Below are 21,327 nucleotides of genomic sequence, written 5' to 3'. Positions count from 1 at the left end.
CATGTGGCTCACCCTGTTAGCCTTCCGTAACGCGATCGCGATCCTCATGCTGTCGCTGGCGATCGTGGTGCTCGGATGGGTCTCGCTGCAGCGGCTACCGGTCGATCTGTTCCCCCATATCAATCTCCCGATCGTCCAAGTCGGCACCGTCTACAAAGGCGCCGGCGTCAAGGACATGGAGAAGAGCGTCACGTACCCGATCGAAAAGGCCGTGAGCTCGGTCAGCGGCGTCGAACACGTCGAGTCACGCTCGAAGCAAGGCATCTCGGTGGTGCAGGTGTGGTTCAACTGGGGTGCGAACGTCGATGCCGGAGAAGTCGAGGTCATCCAAAAGATCCAGGGCATCATCGGTGCCCTCCCCACCGGCGTGCAGCAGCCGTTCGTGGTCAAATTCGATCTCTCGAACATTCCCGTGTTGCTGGTCACGCTCACCGGCGAGGGCTATGACGAGAAGCAACTCTACGACATCGCCTACAACGTGGTGGAGCCGCAGCTCGAACATCTGCCGCACGTCGCCGCGGCCAGCGTCGAAGGCGGCAAGATCCGCCAGATCACCATCAACCTCGATCGCGACCAGCTGCAGGCGAAGGGCATCAACATTCAGGATGTCGTGAGCGCGGTTGCCGACGCCAACCTGATCCTCGCCTCCGGTGACCTCAAGACCGGCTCACTCGACTACAACGTCTTCACCAACAACCAGTTCGACATCGTCAAGCCGATGGAGGACATCGTCGTGCAGACGGTTGCTGGCGTGCCAATTCATCTCAAGGACCTCGGCACGGTCACCGACTCGTACGCAACGCAGACGTCGATCGTGCGCATGAACGGGCAGCGCGCGGTCTACCTGCGCATCAACAAACAGCCGGGTAGCAACACCATCGAAGTGATCGATGCGGTCAAGCGCGCGCTACCCAACCTGTACAATCTTCCCAAGGGGTTGCAGCTCGGCACCTTCTTCGACCAGTCGATCTACATCCGCCAGTCGATCGAGGCGCTGGTGCACGAGGCGTTGCAAGGTTCCGGGCTAGCCTTTCTCGTTATTCTGATCTTCCTGCAGAGCTTCACCTCGACCTTCATCATCTCGCTGGCGATTCCGCTGTCGGTGTTGATGACCTTCATCTTCATGTACTTCGGCGACCAATCGCTGAACGTGTTCACGCTCGGCGGCCTCGCGCTCGCGGTCGGACGGTTGGTCGACGACTCGATTGTCGAACTGGAGAACATCAACCGCCACCTGGCGATGGGTAAGTCGCGCAAGCAAGCCGCGCTCGACGCCGCGCGCGAGGTGGCGATGCCGATTCTGGCGTCGACGGTGACCACCATCGTCGTCTTCTTCCCGGTGGTGTTCCTCGTCGGTGCGGCCAAGCTGTTGTTCGTGCCGCTGACGCTGACCATCTCGATGGCGCTGGTGGCGTCCTTTTGGATCTCGCGCACCGTGACGCCGCTCCTGTGTGCGCGCCTGATGCGCGCGCACGACGAGCGACCGCGCGGCCGCCTGGCGCGCGCCGGGGCCGCGTTCTTCGACGGCATCGACGACCGTTACCAAACCGTGCTTGCCTGGGCGCTCCATCATCGCGCGACCGTCATCTTCACCACGGTGGCGATCTTCGCCGGGAGCTTGTTGCTGCTGCCGGTTATCGGCACCGAGTTCTTTCCGGTCACCGATGAAAGTCAGTTCCGCATGATCGTCAAAGCTCCGGTGGGCACGCGCGTCGAGGACACCGATCGTTTGGTCGAGCGCATCGAAGCGGCGGTGAAGGACAGCATTCCCGCCGGCTACCACAAGGCGACGGTGTCGAGCATCGGTTTGCCGTCGACCACCGCCTCGATTTACAGTCCCAACACGGGGCCACACTCCTCGAACATTCAAATCGAGCTGGTCGATCCGCAGGCGCGCGATCAAAGTACAGAAGAGATCGTCGCGAATCTGCGGGCCAAAGTAGCGAGCCAATTTCCCGGGGTGGCGATTTACTTCGATCCCGGCGGGATCGTAAAACGCATCCTGAATTTCGGCTCGGCCGCTCCAGTGGACGTCGAGGTGCTGGGATACGATCTGCACGCCGCGCGCGATCTGACGCAGCAGTTGCGCGGCGTCATGGCGAACATGAACGGGTTGGCCGACATTCAAGTCACTCGCGAGGAGGACTATCCGGAACTCGATGTCGTCGTCGATCGCGAGAAGGCCGCGCTGCTCGGTCTGTCGGAGCGCCAAATCGCCACGTCCGTGTTGTTCTCGCTGTCGAGCAACGTATCGAGCGGTCCGTCGTTGTTCACCGACCCGATCACCGGCAATGAGTACAACATCGTGGCGCAACTCGCCGACCGGTTCCGTGACGATCCGTCCGATTTGGAGAACTTGGTGATCCGCGCCGATCACAGCACTCCCATTCTACTCAAGAGCGTGGCGTCGGTGCAGCGCGGTTCGGGTCCGGTCGAACTGGATCGCAAGTACGAGCAACGCATCGTGCACCTCACCGCCAATCCCGCCGGGCGCGACCTCGGCAGCTTGTCGGAGGAGCTCGACCGCAGCTTCGACCAACTCAAACTCCCCGCCGGGTTCGAAGTGCACCTCGGCGGCCAGACCAAGCAGCAGCGCGAAGCCTTTCAGAGCTTGCGCTTCAGCATGCTGGTGGCGCTGATGTTGGTGTACATGGTGCTGGCGGCGCAATTCCGGTCGTTGCTCGATCCGCTCATCATCATGTTCTCCGTGCCGCTGGGTTTGACCGGCGTGCTGTGGGCGCTGTTTCTCTCCCACACCACGCTGTCGACGACGTCGTTCATGGGTGTGATCATGATGGTGGGGATCGTCGTCAGTAACGGAGTGCTGCTGGTGGACTACACCAACGTGTTGCGGCGCCGCGGAATGGAGTTACACGAGGCGGTGATCACCGGCGGCCGCACACGCTTGCGGCCGATCCTGATGACGACGCTGACGACGATCTTCGGCCTGCTGCCGATGGCGCTGGGGTGGGCGGTGGGCAGCGAGACCAACGCGCCACTCGCGCGCGCCGTGCTCGGTGGGCTCAGCGTGTCCACCGTGTTGACGTTGGTGTTCGTGCCGACGCTCTACACCGTCATCGAGGAGCGCTTTCATCGCGAGATCCGCGCTGAGGAGGATTGAGTCGGTCGCATGATGCCCAAGGTCCGCAATGTGGTGGTCGCAGCGCTCGTCGTATTGATTGCGGTGGCGAGCTATGCCTACTGGCGCCACGGCGACGAGAACGGCAAGGGCGAGTACGTTACTGACGCGCTCGAACGCGGTACCGTCGCTGCGACGGTGACGGCGACCGGCACGCTTAATCCTGTGAGCACGGTCCAAGTGGGCACCTACGTGTCGGGACCGATTCAAGCCCTCTACGCCGACTACAACTCGCCCGTGGCCAAGGGCCAGCTGGTGGCGAAGATCGATCCGGCCGCATTCCTCGTGAAGGTGCAGCAGGCCGACGCGAATCTCGCCAACGCCCGGGCTAGAGTCGACAAGGACCGCGCCGATCTGGTGTTGAAGAAGCTCACGCTCGAACGCAACCGGGAGTTGCTCACAAAGAATCTGATCTCACAGAATGACCTGGACACGGCGAAGAGCAACTACGATCAGGCCGCGGCGCAGATCGCGCTGGATCAAGCCGCAGTCAAGCAAACCGAAGCGGCGCTTCAGGAGGCGCGCATCAATCTCAACTACACCGACATCAAATCGCCCGTCGACGGCGTGGTGGTCTCGCGTAACGTTGACGTCGGGCAGACCGTAGCGGCCAGCTTTCAAACCCCGACGCTGTTCTTGATCGCGCAAGACCTCACCAAGATGCAAGTCGACACCAACGTCAGCGAGTCGGACATTGGCACCGTGCGTGAGAATCAAGCCGCCTCGTTCACCGTCGATGCGTACCCGGGTAAGGCGTTTCACGGCACCGTGGCGCAGATTCGCAACGCCCCGATCGCCGTGCAGAACGTCGTGACCTACGATGTGGTGATCGCCGTCAGCAATCCCGATTTGGAACTCAAACCCGGCATGACTGCCACGGTCACGATCACCACCGCGCAACGCGACGACGTGTTGTTGGTCCCGTTGAGGGCGCTGCGTTTCCGACCCGACCGCAAGCCGGGCGCCGCCGCGGAGACGCCCACGGCGCGGGAATCGGCTCATCAAGGTCCATTGGTCGTGTGGGAACTCCAACCAGACCGCACGCTGCGGAAAGTCGAGGTCCAAACCGGCGTACGCAATGATCAGTACGCGGAGCTCATCTCCGGTGATCTTCATCAAGGAGACCAATTGGCGGTGGCCTTCCGTCGCAGCGCTCCAAAAGTACAAGTGCAACCCCCGTCCTTCGGTGGCGGTCGCCGCTTCTAGCCGCCGCGATGAGTCACTCCCTGATCGAGGTTCGTGACCTCTGGAAGGTCTACCAATTGGGGGACGTCGAAGTGCAAGCGCTGCGCGGCGTCTCGCTCGCCATTGCGTCCGGCGAAATCGTTGCTGTGATGGGCGCATCGGGATCAGGCAAGTCGACGTTCATGAACATCGTCGGTTGCCTCGATCGCCCGACGCGCGGCACGTACCACCTGAACGGAACCGATGTCTCGACGTTGAGCTCCGACGACCGCGCCACCATCCGCAATCACCAGATCGGTTTCGTGTTTCAAAACTTCAACCTCATTCCTCGTACCAGCGCGATCGAGAACGTCGAGCTACCGCTGTTCTACAGCGATGTGCCCATCGCCGAGCAACGGCAACGGGCGCGCGAGGCGCTGGTGACGGTCGGACTCGGTGGGCGCGAGCAGCACTTGCCGAATCAGCTTTCCGGCGGTCAGCAGCAACGCGTCGCCATCGCGCGGGCGTTGGTGAATCAGCCGTCGCTGCTACTCGCCGACGAGCCGACCGGGAACTTGGATACGCAGACGAGCATCGAGATCCTCGACATCTTCCAGCGACTCAATCGCGAACACGGCATCACTGTGGTGTTAGTCACCCACGAACCCGACATCGCGACGTACACGCAACGAGTGATCACGTTTCGCGACGGCCAGGTCGTATCCGACGCGCGGCAGCCATCGGCGGTTGCGACTGACGGCGGCGCGGAGGCGTCGGCATGAAGCTCTTCCGTATGACCATGCGCACCGCCTTGCGCGCCCTGCGACGCAACAAGATGCGCTCCGGCCTTACGATGTTGGGGATCATCATCGGCGTCGCCGCGGTCATCACCATGGTGAGCATCGGCCAGGGAGCGGATGCGGCGGTACAAAAGCAGATCCTCAGCCTGGGCACCAATCTCCTGATGATCGTCCCTGGCGCGACCACTGCTTCCGGTGTGCGTTCCGGATGGGGTGGCGTGTCGACGCTTACTGTTGGCGACGCGGAGGCTATCCTCAAAGAGTGTCAGACCGTGGCCAACGTGACGTACATCAAGCGGCAGGTGGTGCAGGCGGTCTACGGAGACCAGAACTGGTCAACGGTTGCGCAAGGATCGACGCCGTCGTTTCAAAAGGTGCGGGCGTGGGGAGCCGCCGCCGGCAGTTTCTACACCGAACGCGACGAAGAGACGGCCAACCGCGTCGTGCTGCTCGGCCAAACCGTCGCCGATCATCTCTTCGGGCCGGGTGAAGACCCGGTCGGAGCGCTCGTGCGCATCAAGGACGTACCGTTCCGCGTGGTCGGCGTCCTCGAAGCGAAAGGGCAAACCGCTTGGGGGCAAGACCAGGACGATGTGATCGTCATGCCGTTTTCGACGGCGGTGCGGCGCGTGCTCGGCACGCAGTTCGTCGGTAGCGTCGACATGGTCTTCGCCTCGACGGTCTCGACCGACGAGCTTGTCGAAGCGACCAATCAGATCACCACTCTGCTGCACGACCGCCATCACGTTCAGCCGAATCAAGAAAACGATTTCACGGTACGCAATCTCAACGACGTGGCGAAGGCCTCCGAAAGCGCCAGCCAAGTGATGACCAGTCTGTTGCTCAGCGTGGCGTCGATCTCACTGTTGGTGGGCGGTATCGGGATCATGAACATCCTGCTGGTGTCGGTGACCGAGCGCACGCGTGAAATCGGAATCCGCATGGCGGTCGGCGCGAAAGCGCGGCACATCCTGCTGCAGTTCCTGGTCGAAGCGGTCACGCTCAGCATGGTCGGCGGCGTCGCCGGGGCGTTGCTGGGAGTCGCGGGCGCGCAATTGATCTCGTACTTCGCCGCGTGGCCGACCCTGCTGTCGCCGGTTGCGGTGTTTGGCTCCGTGCTCTTCTCCGGCGCCGTCGGAGTGTTCTTCGGGTTCTATCCTGCCCGCAAGGCCGCCCGCCTCGATCCGATCGCCGCGCTACGCTACGAGTGACGCGACTCGTCCTTCCGTTGTTTTGCGACCAGCGAACGTAGTAAGGCGGTGCGCACCTGATGACGACCACCGCCGCCACCGCTGATGTTCCTTCCGCCAAGAGCCGGCGCGTGCTTGTTGCGCTGCTGCTCGCTGTGCAAGTGATCGGCGCCGTGTATGTCGTGGCGATTCATGCCGGGCCGTTGTGGCGCGATCGTTGGGTGCAAGACGACGCCTATGTCAGCTTCCGCTACGCCAAGAACTTCGTCGCGGGGCACGGCATCGTCTATAACGTCGGGCAGTACGTCGAGGGCTACACCAATTTTCTGTGGACCATGTTCTCGGCGATCCCAATGGCGATGGGCGCGGACGATCCGTTGCCGTTCATGCACCTGCTCAGCATGCTGCTGTGGCTTGCGTCGTACGGGCTGCTTATGTCGCTCGGCGTGCGGCTGTTTCGCGCGGGGGTGTGGATCGCGCCGCTCGCGCTGGTGCCGCTGACGTACCACTACTCGTTCAACTTGTGGTTTCTCTCGGGCATGGAGACGCCGCTGGTCTCCTTCCTGACCATCGCCGTGCTCTACGCCTTCTCCTTCGATCCCAAGACGCATCCGTCGGCGCTGCTGTGGGCCAGTCTGGCGGCGGTGTTGCTGACGATGACGCGGCCCGACGGCGTCGTGACGCTCGCCGCGCTCGCGGTTGCCGGCGTCTTGCTCTACTGGCATCCGCTGCTGATCGAGAAGCGCTGGCGGCGCTACTTGCTCGTGCCGGCGTTACCCGTGCTGCTGATCTACCTGCCGTTCAACGCGTGGCGCATCGCCTACTACGGCTCCTTCTATCCCAACACCTACTACACCAAGGTCGCGTACCTCACCTTCTACGGGCGCGGCGCGAGATACTTGCTGACTTACCTCAGAGCGTATCCGTTTCTCCCGTACCTCGGCTTTGCGATTGTTGGCGCGTGGCTGGCGCCGGCGGGGATCGTGCGGCGATTCCTGTGGGGCTCGCTGCTGATGAGCGCGTTCGTCTTCTTTTACGTCGTGCGACTTGGCGGCGACTTCATGGAGTGGCGCTTCGTCACGCCGGTGACCGGCGTGCTCTATCCGGCGATCGTCATCGGCGCCTCGGTGGTGGCGCACCGGTTGTGGACGGCGTTTCGTGGGCGCCGGCCTGCCGATGGGGCGAATCTCGGGGTCGCAAATCTCGGCGTCGCCAATCTTGGCATCGACGGTTGGCTCGTCGGCTTGGCCGTGGGCGCGGCGCTTACCATCGCCACCGCGAATTGTATGGAGACTGCTAAGGAGGCGCGCGTTCCTGGACAGGAAAGCATCGGCTTGCTGCGACGCTACTGCGATCCGACCATTATGGACTGGGGCACCAGCGGGAAAGTGTTGCAGGAAGTCCTGCCGCGCGATGCGGTCATCGCCACGACCTCGGCCGGCATTATTCCTTTCTACTGCGATCGCCACTGTCTCGATCTCCACGGCCTCACCGATCCGGAGATCGCGCACAGCCCGGTCGATCCCGAGAATCGCGGGCGCATGGGGCATGAACACTCGCTCGACGACTTCGACAAGTTGCGCGCGCGCGGCGTCGATGTCTTCCTCTTTTTTGCCGAGCCGCATCACTTGGCACGCGCCCACACGTCGCCGTCCAAGACCGGCGAAGAGAGCGTCAGTGTCCGCTTGCCGGATGGTCGCTATACCGAGATCGCGATCCTCAACACCGAGCGCGTCGACGTGGCTGCGCTCCGCAAAGATCCGCGGCTGGTGTTTTACGGCGACGTTGGAATATCCGCGCGCCACAACCTCTACACCCTGGACGAGAAGTATCGCTCCTACCAGATCGTCGATGCGGTCGACATCGAGGACGAAGCCTCGGAGCGCGAGCATGCGTTCGAGGAACCGCACGCTGCCGACCAGCCCTACTCCCACAACTATCACGAGAAGATCCTGCGCTACCGTCCGCCGTTGTCGGACATCATCCTGGTCGATCACGGACGCCGGACGCCGTACCAGTTGCGCTGGTCGGCGCGCAACATCAGCGCGAGTCGCGATCTGGTGGTGGTGATTCGCTACGATCACACCGGCAGCGGCATCTATGAGTTGGAAGTCAACGGCCACAAAGTCGACGACGTGTTCAACATGCCGGCGGGCGACGACTCGTGGGATGAAGCGCTGCTGACCGTGCCCGCCGCGTTGCTGATTGAGGGGCACAATGACTTCCGTTTGATTCGCACCGATCAAACCGACAGCAACGCTGAGCTGTACTACATCTGGCACTTGCAGCCGCCCGCGGATGGCGCATCGTGACGTGGATGCGCGCGCCGCGCGGTTGAGCGAACTGGCGCGGCTGTTTCTCCGCCTCGGCGCCACCGCGTTCGGCGGCCCCGCGGCGCACATCGCGATGATGGAGGACGAAGTCGTCCGCCGCCGCGGCTGGCTGTCGCGAACTCAATTCCTCGATCTCCTCGGCGCCACCAACCTCATCCCCGGCCCCAACTCGACCGAGATGGCAATCCACGTCGGCTATCTGCGGGCCGGCTGGGCTGGGTTGGTGGTGGCGGGCGTATGCTTCATCGTGCCGGCGGCGTTGGTGGTGGCGGTGATCGCCGCCGTCTATGTGCGGTTGGGAACGCTGCCGCAGGCCGCGGCGCTGTTGTACGGCATGAAGCCCGTGGTGATCGCGATAGTGCTGCACGCGCTGTGGGGACTGGGTCGGACGGCGATCAAATCGATGCGGCTCGCAGCGATCGGCGTCGCGGCCGTCGCGCTTACCGCCGCCGGTGTGGACGAACTGCTCGTCCTGGCACTGGCGGGCGCAGCGTCGATGGTGACGAAGCGGTCAATCAATGGCAGTGGCGGTGGCGCACCGGCAGTCGTCGCGCTGCCACTGGCCGCTACCACGGCCGCCGCGCCGTTCGGGTTGTGGGCGCTCGGTTTGTTCTTCCTCAAAGTCGGCTCGGTGTTATTCGGCAGCGGCTACGTGCTGCTGGCGTTCCTACGCGCCGATCTGGTCGTACGCTGGGGCTGGCTCACCGAAGCGCAACTGCTCGACGCGACGGCTGTGGGGCAAGTGACGCCCGGGCCGGTGTTCACCACCGCGACCTTCATCGGGTACGTATTGGCGGGACCACTCGGTGCGCTGATCGCCACCGTCGGCATCTTTCTTCCCGCGTTCTTCTTTGTCGCGGTCAGCGGTCCACTGATTCCGCGCCTGCGCCAGTCGCCGACGGCCGCTGCGCTGCTCGACGGCGTCAACGTCGGCTCGCTCGCGCTCATGGCGGCGGTGACGTGGTACCTCGGGCGAACCGCCGTGATCGATCTGCCGACCGCGGCGCTAGCGGTCACGAGTCTCCTGCTGCTCGGATGGCGGCGCGTCAGTTCCGCGTGGCTGGTGCTTGGCGGCGCGGTGGTCGGCCTGGTATTGCGCTGAGCAAAGCCAATAGGGGATCGCGATGGAAACCACATTCACGAAGATATTCGGGCTGCGCCATCCGATCATGCAGTCGCAGATGGGCGGCGTGTCGTCGCCTGAGTTGGTGGCGGCGGTGTCGAACGCGGGCGGGATGGGCATGCTCGCCGCCGGCGGCGTTCCGCCAGAGTTACTGCGCGCGCAGATCGAACAAGTGCGTGCGCTCACTGACAAGCCGTTCGGGGTCAATCTGCTGTTGCCGGTTTTGCAGCCGGGGCAGGCCGAGGTGTGCATTGAAGCCCGCGTGCCACTGCTGTCGTTGTTCTGGGGCGATCCGGCGCCTTACGTCGAATCCGCCCATCGGGCGGGGATGAAGGTGATCGTGCAAGTGGGTTCGGTTCGAGAGGCGCAGGCTGCGGTCGACGCGGGCGCGGACCTGATCGAAGCGCAGGGCGTCGAGGCCGGGGGGCACGTGCGCGGCGGCATCACGACGATGGTGTTTACACCGTTGGTTGTCGATGCCGTGCGGCCGGTGCCGGTGATTGCGGCCGGCGGTATCGCCGACGGCCGTGGCGTGGCCGCGGTGCTGGCCTTGGGCGCCGCCGGCGCCGCGCTTGGTACGCGTTTTCTTGCGTCCGAAGAATCCGGCGCGCTCCCCGAGTACAAGCAGCGCGTTGTCCGCGCCTCGGCGGACGACACGGTTCATACGACGCTGTTCGACTTCGGCTGGCCAAACGCCCCGCACCGCGCGCTGCGCAACAGCGTCATCGATGAATGGGAACGAGCGGGACGCCCGCCGAGCGGGGAGCGCCCACACGAGGGCGAAATCATCGGCGAGTTGCGCCTGGGTGAGCTGAAGATCCCGGTGCCGCGCTATGCCTCAATGCCGGCGGGAACCGGTTTCACTGGCGAGGTCGAGAAGACCGTGCTCTACGCCGGGCAGTCGTGCGGACTGATCCGCGACGTGCGGCCGGCGGCCGACATCGTTGCGCAGATTGCGCGCGAAGCCGAAGAAACTTTGCGCGCGCTCACGCGGCCACACTGATCTCGCCACGCGCCAGGCGGGCAATGAACTCGGGGTCGCAAGTCTTCTGCTGCTCGGATGGCGGCGCGTCGGTTCCGTTCGACTGGTGCTTGGCGGTGCGGCGGTCGGCCTCGTAGGTCACTGAGTGCTACTCGGGGTTCTTCGCTCTCACTACCTCCCCAAGACCCTTTGCCCGAGTAGATCGCGCAGCGATCGTGTCGAGGGCCCTTTTCTGCGAAGCCTTTGCACCCCGCACCAGGTTTAGTAGAGAACGTGCGTGTCGACCCTCCCACTCGCTGGCCTTCGCATTTTGGATCTTGGGACGCGCATCGCCGCGCCGTTTGCGGCGACGTTGCTCGGCGACTTCGGCGCCGAGGTCATCAAGGTCGAACTCCCCGGCAGCGGCGACTTCATGCGCAGCATCGGCCCGTTCGTCGGCGACTACTCGCTGTGGTGGGCGGTCGAAGGGCGCAACAAGAAATCGATCACGCTCGATCTGCGCACGCCGCGCGGGCAAGCGCTGCTGAAACAGTTGATCGCCGTGTCGGATGTCGCGGTGGAGAATTTCCAGCCCGGCACGCTCGAAGGGTGGAACCTCGGCTTCGACACCCTGCGCGCAATCAATCCCAACCTCATTCTCGCGCGCGCATCGGTGTACGGGCAGAGCGGACCGTATCGCGATCGGCCCGGGCTCGATCGCAATGGCATCGGCTTCGGCGGTTTGCTCTACCTCACCGGCTATCGCGACCGTCCACCGGTCCGCCCAGGCGTCATCATTTCGGACTACCTCACCGCCGTGTTTAACGCGTTTGCGATCATGATGGCGCTCTATCATCGCGACGTGCACCGCGGCGGCGGCCAGTCGATCGATGTGGCGCTGTACGAATCGATCTTCCGCATCCTCGAACACACGATGACCAGCTACGATCGCCTCGGGGTCGTGCGCGAGCGCGAAGGCAATCGCCTGCGCAACTCCGCGCCGCTCGACAACTGGGAGACCAAAGACGGCGAGTTCGTCTGCATCGTCGCCGCCGGCGACGGCCTGTTCCCGCGCCTCGCGCGCGCGCTGGGTCGCGAAGATCTGCTCACCGATGCTCGCTTCGGTTCGCTCAGTGCGCGGGTGGCGCATGCGGACGAGATCAACGGTATCGTCGGCGAGTGGGTGAAACGACACACCGCCGCCGAGATCGAAGCGATCCTGATCCCCGCCCAGGTGCCGGTGACGCGCGCCTACTCGATTGCCGATATCGCGGCCGACCCGCACTACGCGGCGCGCGAGGACATCGTGACGGTCGACGATCCGACCATCGGTCCGCTGCGCATGCAGGCGGTGTATCCGCGTCTCTCGGAAACCCCTGGACGCATCGCGCGCGGCGCGCCAAAGTTGGGTGAACACAATCACGAAGTCTACGCCGACCTGCTTGGATTGAGCGACGGCGAGATTGCCGCGCTGCGGGCGGACGGAGTCATCTGATTGCGGATTTCGGATTGTAGATTGCCGACTGGGGGAATGCGGAATGTTGCGGAATGCGGATTGCGGAATGGAGAGTTCGGATATGGAGGCGAAATGAATAGCGATCCGGTTCTTGCGGCGGTGGCGCGGCGCGCTTTGGAGTTCGTTGCCGACGGGATGGTGGTGGGGTTGGGTACCGGGCGCGCGGCGACGGCGTTTGTCGAAGCGCTCGGTGAACGGGTACAGCAAGGGCTCCTGCGAGTGACTGGTGTGCCGACGTCGAAGGCGACGGCGGCGGTGGCGCAGCGGTATGGCATTACGCTGGTCGGGTTGGGCGATGTCGAGGGGATCGACGTCACCATCGACGGCGCTGACGAAGTCGATCCGCAACTCAATCTGATCAAGGGCTACGGCGGTGCGCTGGTGCCGGAGAAGATCGTCGCGGCGGCGTCGCGCTTGGAAGTCATTCTGGTGGGCGCCGAGAAGCTGGTGCCGGTGCTCGGCCAGCGCGGCAAGCTGCCGGTCGAAGTGATCCCGTTCGCGGCGCCGTTCTGCGCGCGTCAATTGGCAAAGCTCGGATGCCGTCCGCACGTGCGCATCAACAGCGGCCAGCCGTTCGTCAGCGACAGCGGCAATCACATTCTGGACTGCGCGATCGAACCGCTGCTCGATCCGCACCGAATCGAACGTGACATCCGCGCCATCCCCGGCGTCGTCGGAACCGGACTGTTCCTCGATATGACGGATTGTGTGTTGGTGGGCGAAGGCAGCGGTGTGCGAGAATTGCGGCGTGAGTAGCGGTGCTGCATCGCGGCGCCAATGCCGCGTCTCGCCTTTCTCATCCATGACGCGCTTGCTAGTCGGCACCGTGATGGTGGCGGCGTGTCCTGCTGTCGCGGTTGCCAGCGGTGCGGTCGACGCTGGCCACGACAGCGTGATCGCGCCGGTGTTGATCGCGCTGGTGGTCTTGCTGCTGGTGGCGAAGCTCGGTGGCGATTTGTTCGAGCGCCTCGGCCAGCCAGCCGTGCTCGGCGAGCTGCTGTTCGGGGTCGTGCTCGGCAATCTGGGCCTGATTGGATTCGAGCGACTCGATCATTTGAAGGACGACTTCGCTATCGAGTTGCTGGCCGAGCTTGGCGTCATCTTGTTGCTGTTCGAAGTCGGGCTCGAGTCCAATCTGCGAGAGATGTTGTCGGTCGGGTTGTCGTCGCTGTTGGTGGCGGTGCTCGGCGTGGTAGTGCCGATGATTCTCGGGCTGGGGGTCAGCGAATGGTTTCGGCCCGGCGCTTCGTTTTACTTCCACTTGTTTGTCGGTGCCACGCTGTCAGCGACTAGTGTTGGGATCACCGCGCGCGTGCTGCAAGATCTCGGACGCAGCCAGACGCGGGAAGCGCGGATCGTGCTCGGTGCGGCGGTCATCGATGACGTGTTGGCGTTGGTCGTGCTGGCCACGGTCACCGGACTCATCACCGCCGCGGCCGGCGGCGGCGCCGGCGTGTCGGTCGGGATGGTGGCGCTGATCGTGGGCAAGGCGTTTGGTTTCGTCGCCGGTTCGGTGGCGATCGGATATGTCGCATCACCGGTTGTGCTGCGACTGGCAGCGCGCTTCCGCGTGCGCGGGATGCTGCTGACCACCTCGCTCCTGATGTGCTTCCTACTCGCCTATCTCGCGCATCAGGTTGGGTTGGCGCCGATCGTCGGCGCGTTTGCCGCCGGTTTGATCATCGATGACCATGCCGAGGCCTTCCGCGCGCACGGCGGCACGACGTTGCACGAGACCCTCAGTCCGTTGGTGACATTCTTGGTGCCGCTGTTCTTCGTGCGCATGGGTTTGCTGGTCGATCTGCAGGGGATGGGGAACTTCCACGTCGTGGAATTCGCCGCGGTGCTGACGGCGGCGGCGCTCATCGGCAAGCAAGTGTGCGCCCTCGGTGTACGCGAGCGCGGGATCAACCGGTTGGCGGTCGGCATTGGAATGATTCCGCGCGGCGAAGTCGGGCTGATCTTCGGCAACATCGGCGCGGCCATGTTGATCGACGGCAAGCCAGTGATTGATCCCGAAGAGTTTTCGTCCATCGTCATCATGGTGATGATCACCACGCTGGTGACGCCGCCGCTGCTGCGGTGGTCGTTCGCGCGTGGCAAGTCGTAGCGGCAGAAGGAATTCACCGCCGAGACGCCGAGACGCGGAGGGGGCTTTGCGCACAAAGTCGAAGAGCGCGACCGGCCGACGCGGCAAATGAATTTGCGCGCTAGGCGGAACACCAAGTCGCCCTCCGGCGACTCCTCGCCCCGCCCGAAAGCATCGGCGGTGGCAGGGTGGGAGCCTGCGAAGGCAGGTTTGGCGCTGTTTGTATCGCGCGGTTTCAACCGCTGCCGACGGCGGGCAGCGGCTCGTACCGGATTTGTCCAAAGCCGGACGCAGAGAGGACCACTGCGGAGAACACGAAGGAGGAACTGTCATGCTTCTCGACCGATTCGCCCCCGACCCGCATTTCATCGAGCGCCATCGCATCGAGGTGCACACCACTCCCCAGATCGCATACCGCGCTATCTGGACCACCGACTTCGGCTCCTCGTCGTTGATCAAGGGACTACTCTGGATCCGGTCGCTGCCGAGCCTGCTCTTCCGTCGTGACCCAACCCCGAGACCGCGGCAGTCCTTCACTCTGCAGACCATCATCGACAACGGCTTCGCATTGCTTGCCGAAGAGCCCGGACGCGAGGTCGTCCTGGGAGTCGTCGGACGATTCTGGCGACCCACTGGTAACGTCGAACCGTTTCGCTCCGAGTACTTCAGCGACCCGCTCCCACCCGGGTTGGCGAAAGCAGTGTGGAACTTCACGGTCGATCAAACCGCACCCGGGCAACCCGTGATCGTCTCGACAGAGACGCGGGTGGTGTGCGCGGACGTCGCGAGCCAGCGCAAGTTCGCCGTCTACTGGAGCCTGATCCGACCCTTCAGCGGCTTGATCCGCATCATCATGCTGCGCGCGATCCAACGCGCCTGTGTCAGTGCCAACTAGTGCCGTCAGGTTTTCGCTTGGCCAGTGCGTTCGGTAGGGGCGCTGCTTGCTGCGCCCTCCTTCAGTGCGCTTCTGCGCGACCGCAGCCGGACAGGTCGACGCACCTCAACGTTAGTCACCGCCAGCGGTGCGCGCGGCGCTAACGAGCACCTCCACCACCCTAGCCCGCCGTTGCCGGAAATGGCAACAGAGGAGGGAACTCGGTACTGTCCGGTCGGACAGTACCGGGAACTCGGATCCCCTCCTTTGCGAGCGCGGTGGCTGACGAGGTTCGGATACCCTCCTCTGCGAGCATCTCCGCGAGCGGAGGTTAGGGAGGAGGCCTCTTCTCCCGGTCCGCGTCGGCATCTACATCGGTCTCACGCCTCGGTGCCACTGCCGACACACTAGAGAGGCACCGCGCGTGCCGCCTGACGAACGCATCGACGCGCGCCCACTGGTCGTACAGCCACGTAATCTGCGCCGCCCGGTCGCGTGGGATTGCAGCGAACGGTACGCGCCAGAAGCGCACGCGGATCACTTGCCCGACGAGCGAGCCGCTGAGCAGCGCGCCTATCGTGGCCGCACCTTCGAATCCGACGTGCGCACAAAACACGGCGTCGGCGTTCTGATTGCCTTCGAGCAAAGCCAACGGCCCGCCTAGCCGCGGCGGCAAGATGTTTCGAAAGGTGCGGGCGCGGGCCGCGAGTTCGGTCTGCCCGCTTTGCTCCAGCCGCGCGATGGCTCGATCGTGCTTCGCCGCCGTGAAACGCGTGCCCTCTGGATAGATGAGCACGCCTTCGCGCGCTCCGAGATGCTCCATGAGCCGCCGCACTTCGGCGATCTCGTGTGCGCTCTCGCCCGATCCGCGGCGGACGAAGTAGTTGGGCAACCGATTGCCGACCACGTCGAGGCACGGGTCCCACAGCAGCTCGCGCTTGAGCACGTAGCGTAGTGCATAGCCGTGTCGATCCGACAGAATGACGGCGGGGAGCAGCGTGTCGCCCATGCTCGCGTGGCGGATGAACAGGATGATCGGTCCGTCGCCGATGTCGGCGTCGCCTTCCACTTCGGTGCGCATGCTGAAGATGCGCTCGGCGCCCCAATAGAGTGTGCGCGCCCACCAGCGTTGCAGCGCGAGATGACGAGCGAGGTAGCGCCCGCGGTCGCGTACCGCCGATACGAGTTGCGCCAGCCAGAAGGCGAAGCTGACGACGATGCCGATGACTTCACAGCACAGATAGAACGTTGCAAAGCTGAGGCAGCGTACCAGCACCCATGGACTGCCGCGCGCCAGATCGACGACGGCCAGCGGGATGATCAGCAGCGGAAACGCCGCGAGCAAGACGACGCAGAGGCCGAGGTAGAACGGGATCGAAACAATCCGGCGGCGCCAGGTGGCGAACATCGACGCCTCAGGCCGCTCACCACGCCCACAGTTCGCGCAACTCGACGGGGCGATGTTCGCGGATGGATTGCTCGGCGGCGGCGCCGACCGCGACGGCGCGCGCACCGTCCACCACGCTGACGGCGGGTGTGCCGCCGGCGCGGATCGCGGCGATGAAACCGACGTGTTCGAAGTAAGTCGATCCGTGATGCGCCCCGGCGCCTTGAACGCGCGGATCGACCTCGAATGCCAGCGTCGTCTGCGGTGCGCCATTGCGGTGCGTGTGGACCAGGCGGTGCGCGGGGATGAACGCCTCGATCTTGCCGCGATCGCCGGTCGCCGCGATCTCGACTTCGTTGGTGGAGTTCTCGGCGAACATGCACAGGTCGAGCAGCGCGCGGGTGCCGCTATCATAGTCGACGATGACGTAGGCGTTGTCGATGATGTCGGGCATCTCGCCGTCGTAGCGTTCGTCGCGATGGTTCACGCTGTGCGCGCCGGAGGCGTAGACGCGCAGCGGCCGCTGGCGCGTGATGAGATTCATCAGATCGAAGAAGTGGCAACACTTCTCCACCAGCGTGCCGCCGGTGTTGCGGTTGAAACGATTCCAATCGTCCACCTTGGTCAAGAACGGGAAGCGATGCTCGCGGATCGCCAGCATGCGCAGCTGGCCGACCGCATCGGCGTGGACCTCCTCGATCAGGCGCGCGACCGCGCGCATGTAGCGATACTCCATCCCGACCCAGACGACGCCGGGATGCGCGCCGGCGGCGTCGACGATGCGCTGGCAGTGCTCGACCGTCGTGCACAGCGGCTTCTCGACCAGCACGTGCTTGCGGGTGCGGAAGACGTCTTGCAGTACGTCGTAGTGAGTGAAGTTCGGCGTCGCGATAACTACCGCGTCGATCGGTGCGCGCTGCAACAGATCGCGGTAGTCGGCGTACACCTCGACGCAGTCGCCGGCGATTGAACGGCCCCAGCCACGGCTGGTCTCGTTGCTGTCGGCGATCGCGGTGACCGTCGCATCGGGGATCAAGCCGATGTTCAGAATGTGTTCGCAGCCCATCATGCCGGTGCCGATGATGCCGAAGCGGATGGGTTCTTGCGTACTCTGTGTGGTCATCACGGCTCGCATCCTACCAGAACGATTCGACGGCAGCACAGGTGGTCTCGCATATGGCTGATGGCGTATGGCATATGGTTGGACGGTCGCGATGTTCGGTCTGCTCATGAACAACAATCAGCCATTGGCGATCAGCCATCAGCCAGTCGAAATCGCTTGGTTCTGTCCGCTCTGCGACGACGACTACGAATATCTCGGTGTACCCGATGCGGCGTTGCGCAGCTCGTTCCCACATTGCCGCGACATTCTGTTGCGGGCCGAAGCGAATGGCTTCGACAACATTCTATGTCCGTCCGGCTATGCATTGGGCATCGACAGCGTCGCGTTCGCCAGCGCGGTCGCGCCGCTGACCTCGCGGATTCGCCTGCTGGTGGCAGTGCGATGCGGGAAAATGTTTCCGCCGCAACTGGCGCGGCAACTGGCGACGCTCGACCGCCTGCTCGACGGGCGGTTGACGATCAACATCATTTCGAGCGATCTGCCCGGCGCACCGTTGCCGTCGGCGCCGCGCTATCAGCGCACGCACGAGTGCATGCAGATTTTGCGCGCGTTGTTAAATGGCGAGCCGGTGTGTCACCGCGGGGAGTTCTATCAACTCGAGATCGACCCACCAGCGGTACGCACCGTGTCGGGGCGATCGCCGCTGTTCTATTTTGGCGGACTCTCAGACGATGCGCGGGCGGTGGCGGCGGAAGAGGCGGACGTCTTTCTGATGTGGCCGGAACCACTGTCCCAACTCCGTACGCTGCTCGACGATATGCGGGCGCGCGCCGCGCGGGTTGGCCGCAGCGTGCAGTTTGGCTATCGGGTCCACATGATTGTGCGCGAGACCGAAGCCGAGGCACGCGCCTATGCGCGCCGGCTGGTCAGCCGCCTGGACGATCGTATCGGCGAGGAGATTCGCCGGCGCTCGCTCGATCACGCGTCGGTGGGGGTGCGCACGCAGGCGATGATGCGCGAGCAGGCAGACAACGAGGGCTTCGTTGAAGATCACCTCTGGACCGGCATCGGCCGCGCCCGCAGCGGCTGCGGCGCCGCGTTGGTGGGCGATCCCGACCAAGTGTTGCGGAAGCTGCGGGTCTACATCGACTTGGGAATTAGCGGGTTCATTCTCTCCGGCTATCCGCACGCGTCCGAATGCGACTACGTGGGGCGCTACATCCTCCCGCAGTTGCGCACGGGAACACGCTCGGGCGCGACGTAACTCGGGAGGGGTGACGTCACAACAAGCCGTACACGGTCAGTCGGTGGAAACCGCCGACGTACACCTTCCCGTTGGCGATCGTTGGCACCGTGAACTTCACCGCACCGCCTGCCCAGTCACGCCGGCGTGCGGCTTGGTCGCTGCTATACAGCTCGTGCGAGACGTCGCTGGCGTCGTACGCCCGCAGCACCGCGGGCAGTCTGCGCCCGAAATTGCTTACCTCGAGTGCCCAGACGATGGCGTTGCTGTTGCCGTTCGCTGAAACCGACGGTGTGGCGCTGGGGTATCCAAAGCCGTCGGGGGATTGGGCCACCGGTGTGCTCGACAGCATCCCACTGATGAGCTGGAACGCTTTGAGCGAATCGCCGGTGCCGATGTAGTACACCATACCGTTCCAATAGGCTGGCGTACTCCAAGTACCACCAACGGCACTCTCCAATGACTGCACGATCTGGCTGTTGTCGAAGGCGTGGAAGTGCCCCATGGTGTCGCGGTCGACCAGGTAGATAGTGCCTTCCTTTCCGCACGCCACCACCAAGTGCGGATGCAACCCAGGTTGATCCGGCAACAGCATCGCACCGCCGGAACCGAAGTCGGCATCGGCGGCGTTGAGGACGTCCTGGTTGTACGGCGTGAAGTAGTCGGCGACCGAAAGGCCACCGCTCGAATTGAGTTTCACCAGGCTGTCGCCGAAGTTGGTGCCGCTGAGCTGGGCGTCGAAAGTGCCGTTGCCGGTCTCAAAATAGATGTTGCCGGCGCTGTCGGCGGCCGGCCCGGCGCCGCTCTGCCAGATGCCGCCGAGACCGCCGTTCGGCGTCGCGTTGTAGACGGCCACTTGCGCGAGCGAGGTGGCATCGTAGCCGATCACCCAACCGTGGTACGGGCCGTTGTCACCGTGCGACGCCCAGGCAAGGTACACGACACCGTTGAGCAACAAGAGCCCGGGGCGCTGATTTTCCCGCAACGCATTGAACGGCACGTCGGTGCCGTCGCTGCCGTCACCGGTGCCCGGCACCGATGCGGTGATCTCAACCGGGCCGCCGAACTTCTCCGCTCCGGTCGTGATGTCGAGGGCGTGCAGCCGCTGCACGTAAGTCAAACGCTCGCGCGTTTTCGCGACGACGTAGAGCGTACCGGTGCCGATGTCGATGACCGGTGTGCCGGTGATGCCGATTTCGGGGATGATGTCGTCGGTGCCCGTGGTGCGATAGGGCACGATCGTGACGCCGCGGCCGAGGAAGCTGACTTTCCACAGCGGCGTCCGATTCGGGCCGCTGGCATCGTCGGCGTCCCATGCGTAGACGCTGTTGTGCTCCGTGGCGACGTACACGGCATTGTGAACGCCCTTTCCCGGAATGGTGACGTTCGAGACGTAGAGCGGCTGCGCATAGACATAGCCGTCAACGGTGTGCAGAAATTTCCTGCCGAACTGCGTCGGGTTGACGTTAGCGGGAGTGAGCGTTGTTTCTTGGTCATTGAGACCCGTGCGCCCGTTGTCGTTGTGGTGAGTGAGGACGTTGACTTGGGCACCGACGCGGCCGGCGCCGAGTGCGACGAGCACCAGCGTCGAAAACGCGAGATGCCTGCGATGAGTTCGCTCAGACCATGCACTCATGCAAACCTCCGACTTACTAGGGCATCGAATACACCACGCCTGATCGACAGAGAAGGGGAAAAAGTGGCCGCACCGGTTGCGTGCCGGATGAATCTACGGGATGACGGTTCTCTGCGACGAAGGAGCAGTGCATGGGGTTGATCGATTTGCGACGGGAAGATTCGGTGTGGGTGCTCACGATGGCTGCGGGCGAGAACCGATTCAATCGTTCGTTTCTTGATGCGTTCAACGCCGCGCTTGACGTGATCGAGCCTTCGAGCGGTCCCGCCGCGCTGGTGACCACTGGCGGTCAGGAAAAGTTCTATTCGAACGGACTCGATCTGGCGTGGTTGTCGGGTGACGGGGCCAGTGAGGGCGGGGCGTTCATCAGCGCGGTGCTCAAGTTCCTCGGCCGGGTGATGGCGTTCCCGCTGCCGACCGTGGCGGCGATCAATGGGCATGCGTTCGCGGCGGGCGGGATGCTGGCGTTCGCGCACGACTTCCGCGTCATGCGCGCCGATCGCGGCTTCATTTGCTTCAACGAGATCGACATCAAATTTCCGCTCGCACCCGGGATGACGGCGCTGATCAAGAGTCGGACGAACATGGCCACCTGCCGCGACATGATTTTCACCGGCGCCCGCATCGGTGGCGCCGATGCGCAGCAGCGCGGCATCGTCGACGACGCGGTGGCGGCGGCCGATGTCCTCCCGCGCGCCATCGCCCGCGCCGCTGCGCTCGCCGACAAGGACCGCGCCACCTACGGCGCGCTCAAACGCGGCATGTACAGAGACGTGTTGGCGTTGCTCGAAGGCGGCGCGCTGGAGTAG

General features: G+C 64.0%; 17 protein-coding genes. 13 read left to right on the top strand and 4 right to left on the bottom strand.

The window, feature by feature from the left end; genetic code table 11:
- Position 1: 1 nt before the first annotated feature.
- The 7 genes from HYR72_08760 to HYR72_08730 are packed head-to-tail and all read left to right on the top strand — an operon-like array spanning position 2 to position 10,752.
- Positions 2 to 3,121, top strand: a complete 3,120-nt coding sequence (locus HYR72_08760; GenBank protein MBI1815054.1) for an efflux RND transporter permease subunit — start codon at positions 2 to 4, stop codon at positions 3,119 to 3,121.
- Between the two features lie 33 nt (positions 3,122 to 3,154).
- On the top strand, positions 3,155 to 4,345 hold the full coding sequence (locus HYR72_08755) for an efflux RND transporter periplasmic adaptor subunit (GenBank protein ID MBI1815053.1): 1,191 nt from the start codon (positions 3,155 to 3,157) through the stop codon (positions 4,343 to 4,345).
- An 8-nt stretch (positions 4,346 to 4,353) separates the two neighbouring features.
- On the top strand, positions 4,354 to 5,085 hold the full coding sequence (locus HYR72_08750; protein MBI1815052.1) for an ABC transporter ATP-binding protein: 732 nt from the start codon (positions 4,354 to 4,356) through the stop codon (positions 5,083 to 5,085).
- Positions 5,082 to 6,314: an ABC transporter permease gene (locus HYR72_08745; GenBank protein MBI1815051.1), complete on the top strand. Its 1,233-nt coding sequence runs from the start codon at positions 5,082 to 5,084 to the stop codon at positions 6,312 to 6,314. Before HYR72_08750 ends, HYR72_08745 begins: the two co-directional genes overlap by 4 nt.
- Positions 6,315 to 6,373: 59 nt before the next feature.
- Positions 6,374 to 8,605 (top strand): hypothetical protein, encoded by a 2,232-nt coding sequence (locus tag HYR72_08740; protein MBI1815050.1) that lies wholly within the window; start codon positions 6,374 to 6,376, stop codon positions 8,603 to 8,605.
- Positions 8,592 to 9,728, top strand: a complete 1,137-nt coding sequence (gene chrA / locus HYR72_08735) for a chromate efflux transporter (GenBank protein ID MBI1815049.1) — start codon at positions 8,592 to 8,594, stop codon at positions 9,726 to 9,728. Before HYR72_08740 ends, chrA begins: the two co-directional genes overlap by 14 nt.
- 22 nt (positions 9,729 to 9,750) lie before the next feature.
- On the top strand, positions 9,751 to 10,752 hold the full coding sequence (locus tag HYR72_08730; protein ID MBI1815048.1) for a nitronate monooxygenase: 1,002 nt from the start codon (positions 9,751 to 9,753) through the stop codon (positions 10,750 to 10,752).
- Here HYR72_08730 and HYR72_08725 read toward each other — a convergent pair.
- Complete coding sequence (locus HYR72_08725) at positions 10,736 to 10,873, bottom strand: hypothetical protein (protein ID MBI1815047.1); 138 nt, start codon at positions 10,871 to 10,873, stop codon at positions 10,736 to 10,738. The two genes, HYR72_08730 and HYR72_08725, sit on opposite strands and share 17 nt — an antisense overlap.
- Before the next feature lie 135 nt (positions 10,874 to 11,008).
- Between HYR72_08725 and HYR72_08720 the strand changes: the two genes are divergently transcribed.
- The 4 genes from HYR72_08720 to HYR72_08705 all read left to right on the top strand — a co-directional run bounded on the left by HYR72_08720 (position 11,009) and on the right by HYR72_08705 (position 15,210).
- Positions 11,009 to 12,205: a CoA transferase gene (locus HYR72_08720; GenBank protein MBI1815046.1), complete on the top strand. Its 1,197-nt coding sequence runs from the start codon at positions 11,009 to 11,011 to the stop codon at positions 12,203 to 12,205.
- A gap of 93 nt (positions 12,206 to 12,298) precedes the next feature.
- Positions 12,299 to 12,982, top strand: coding sequence for a ribose-5-phosphate isomerase RpiA (rpiA, locus tag HYR72_08715; GenBank protein MBI1815045.1), 684 nt, complete (start codon positions 12,299 to 12,301; stop codon positions 12,980 to 12,982).
- Between the two features lie 136 nt (positions 12,983 to 13,118).
- Positions 13,119 to 14,336 (top strand): cation:proton antiporter, encoded by a 1,218-nt coding sequence (locus HYR72_08710; GenBank protein ID MBI1815044.1) that lies wholly within the window; start codon positions 13,119 to 13,121, stop codon positions 14,334 to 14,336.
- 310 nt (positions 14,337 to 14,646) lie between these two features.
- A complete protein-coding gene (locus HYR72_08705) occupies positions 14,647 to 15,210 on the top strand; it encodes a hypothetical protein (protein MBI1815043.1) in 564 nt (187 codons plus the stop codon).
- Positions 15,211 to 15,520: 310 nt separating this feature from the next.
- On the opposite strand, the gene HYR72_08700 is transcribed toward HYR72_08705, so the two are convergent.
- Both HYR72_08700 and HYR72_08695 read right to left on the bottom strand, forming a co-directional pair.
- Complete coding sequence (locus tag HYR72_08700) at positions 15,521 to 16,597, bottom strand: lysophospholipid acyltransferase family protein (GenBank protein MBI1815042.1); 1,077 nt, start codon at positions 16,595 to 16,597, stop codon at positions 15,521 to 15,523.
- Between the two features lie 16 nt (positions 16,598 to 16,613).
- Complete coding sequence (locus HYR72_08695) at positions 16,614 to 17,699, bottom strand: Gfo/Idh/MocA family oxidoreductase (protein MBI1815041.1); 1,086 nt, start codon at positions 17,697 to 17,699, stop codon at positions 16,614 to 16,616.
- A gap of 106 nt (positions 17,700 to 17,805) precedes the next feature.
- Between HYR72_08695 and HYR72_08690 the strand changes: the two genes are divergently transcribed.
- On the top strand, positions 17,806 to 18,903 hold the full coding sequence (locus tag HYR72_08690; GenBank protein ID MBI1815040.1) for an LLM class flavin-dependent oxidoreductase: 1,098 nt from the start codon (positions 17,806 to 17,808) through the stop codon (positions 18,901 to 18,903).
- A 16-nt stretch (positions 18,904 to 18,919) separates the two neighbouring features.
- Here the strand turns inward: HYR72_08690 and HYR72_08685 are convergent, their stop codons facing one another.
- Positions 18,920 to 20,464 (bottom strand): pyrrolo-quinoline quinone, encoded by a 1,545-nt coding sequence (locus HYR72_08685; GenBank protein ID MBI1815039.1) that lies wholly within the window; start codon positions 20,462 to 20,464, stop codon positions 18,920 to 18,922.
- A 218-nt stretch (positions 20,465 to 20,682) separates the two neighbouring features.
- On the opposite strand from HYR72_08685, the gene HYR72_08680 reads away from it, so the two are divergent.
- On the top strand, positions 20,683 to 21,327 hold the full coding sequence (locus tag HYR72_08680; protein MBI1815038.1) for an enoyl-CoA hydratase/isomerase family protein: 645 nt from the start codon (positions 20,683 to 20,685) through the stop codon (positions 21,325 to 21,327).

It is taken from the genome of Deltaproteobacteria bacterium, from assembly GCA_016178705.1.
In the GTDB taxonomy this organism is placed as follows: domain Bacteria; phylum Desulfobacterota; class Binatia; order HRBIN30; family JACQVA1; genus JACOST01.
The sequence above is the reverse complement of the archived record's forward strand: the minus strand, read 5'-3'. Positions and strand labels throughout refer to the sequence as shown.

What these genes read in the sequence shown, in the direction of transcription:
- HYR72_08690 (MBI1815040.1), top strand. Translation starts at nt 17,806, where the DNA reads ATGAACAACAATCAGCCATTGGCGATCAGCCATCAGCCAGTCGAAATC.
- HYR72_08705 (MBI1815043.1), top strand. Translation starts at nt 14,647, where the DNA reads ATGCTTCTCGACCGATTCGCCCCCGACCCGCATTTCATCGAGCGCCAT.
- rpiA (MBI1815045.1), top strand. Translation starts at nt 12,299, where the DNA reads ATGAATAGCGATCCGGTTCTTGCGGCGGTGGCGCGGCGCGCTTTGGAG.
- chrA (MBI1815049.1), top strand. Translation starts at nt 8,592, where the DNA reads ATGGCGCATCGTGACGTGGATGCGCGCGCCGCGCGGTTGAGCGAACTG.
- HYR72_08760 (MBI1815054.1), top strand. Translation starts at nt 2, where the DNA reads ATGTGGCTCACCCTGTTAGCCTTCCGTAACGCGATCGCGATCCTCATG.
- HYR72_08745 (MBI1815051.1), top strand. Translation starts at nt 5,082, where the DNA reads ATGAAGCTCTTCCGTATGACCATGCGCACCGCCTTGCGCGCCCTGCGA.
- HYR72_08750 (MBI1815052.1), top strand. Translation starts at nt 4,354, where the DNA reads ATGAGTCACTCCCTGATCGAGGTTCGTGACCTCTGGAAGGTCTACCAA.
- HYR72_08695 (MBI1815041.1), bottom strand. Translation starts at nt 17,699, where the DNA reads ATGACCACACAGAGTACGCAAGAACCCATCCGCTTCGGCATCATCGGC.
- HYR72_08700 (MBI1815042.1), bottom strand. Translation starts at nt 16,597, where the DNA reads ATGTTCGCCACCTGGCGCCGCCGGATTGTTTCGATCCCGTTCTACCTC.
- HYR72_08730 (MBI1815048.1), top strand. Translation starts at nt 9,751, where the DNA reads ATGGAAACCACATTCACGAAGATATTCGGGCTGCGCCATCCGATCATG.
- HYR72_08740 (MBI1815050.1), top strand. Translation starts at nt 6,374, where the DNA reads ATGACGACCACCGCCGCCACCGCTGATGTTCCTTCCGCCAAGAGCCGG.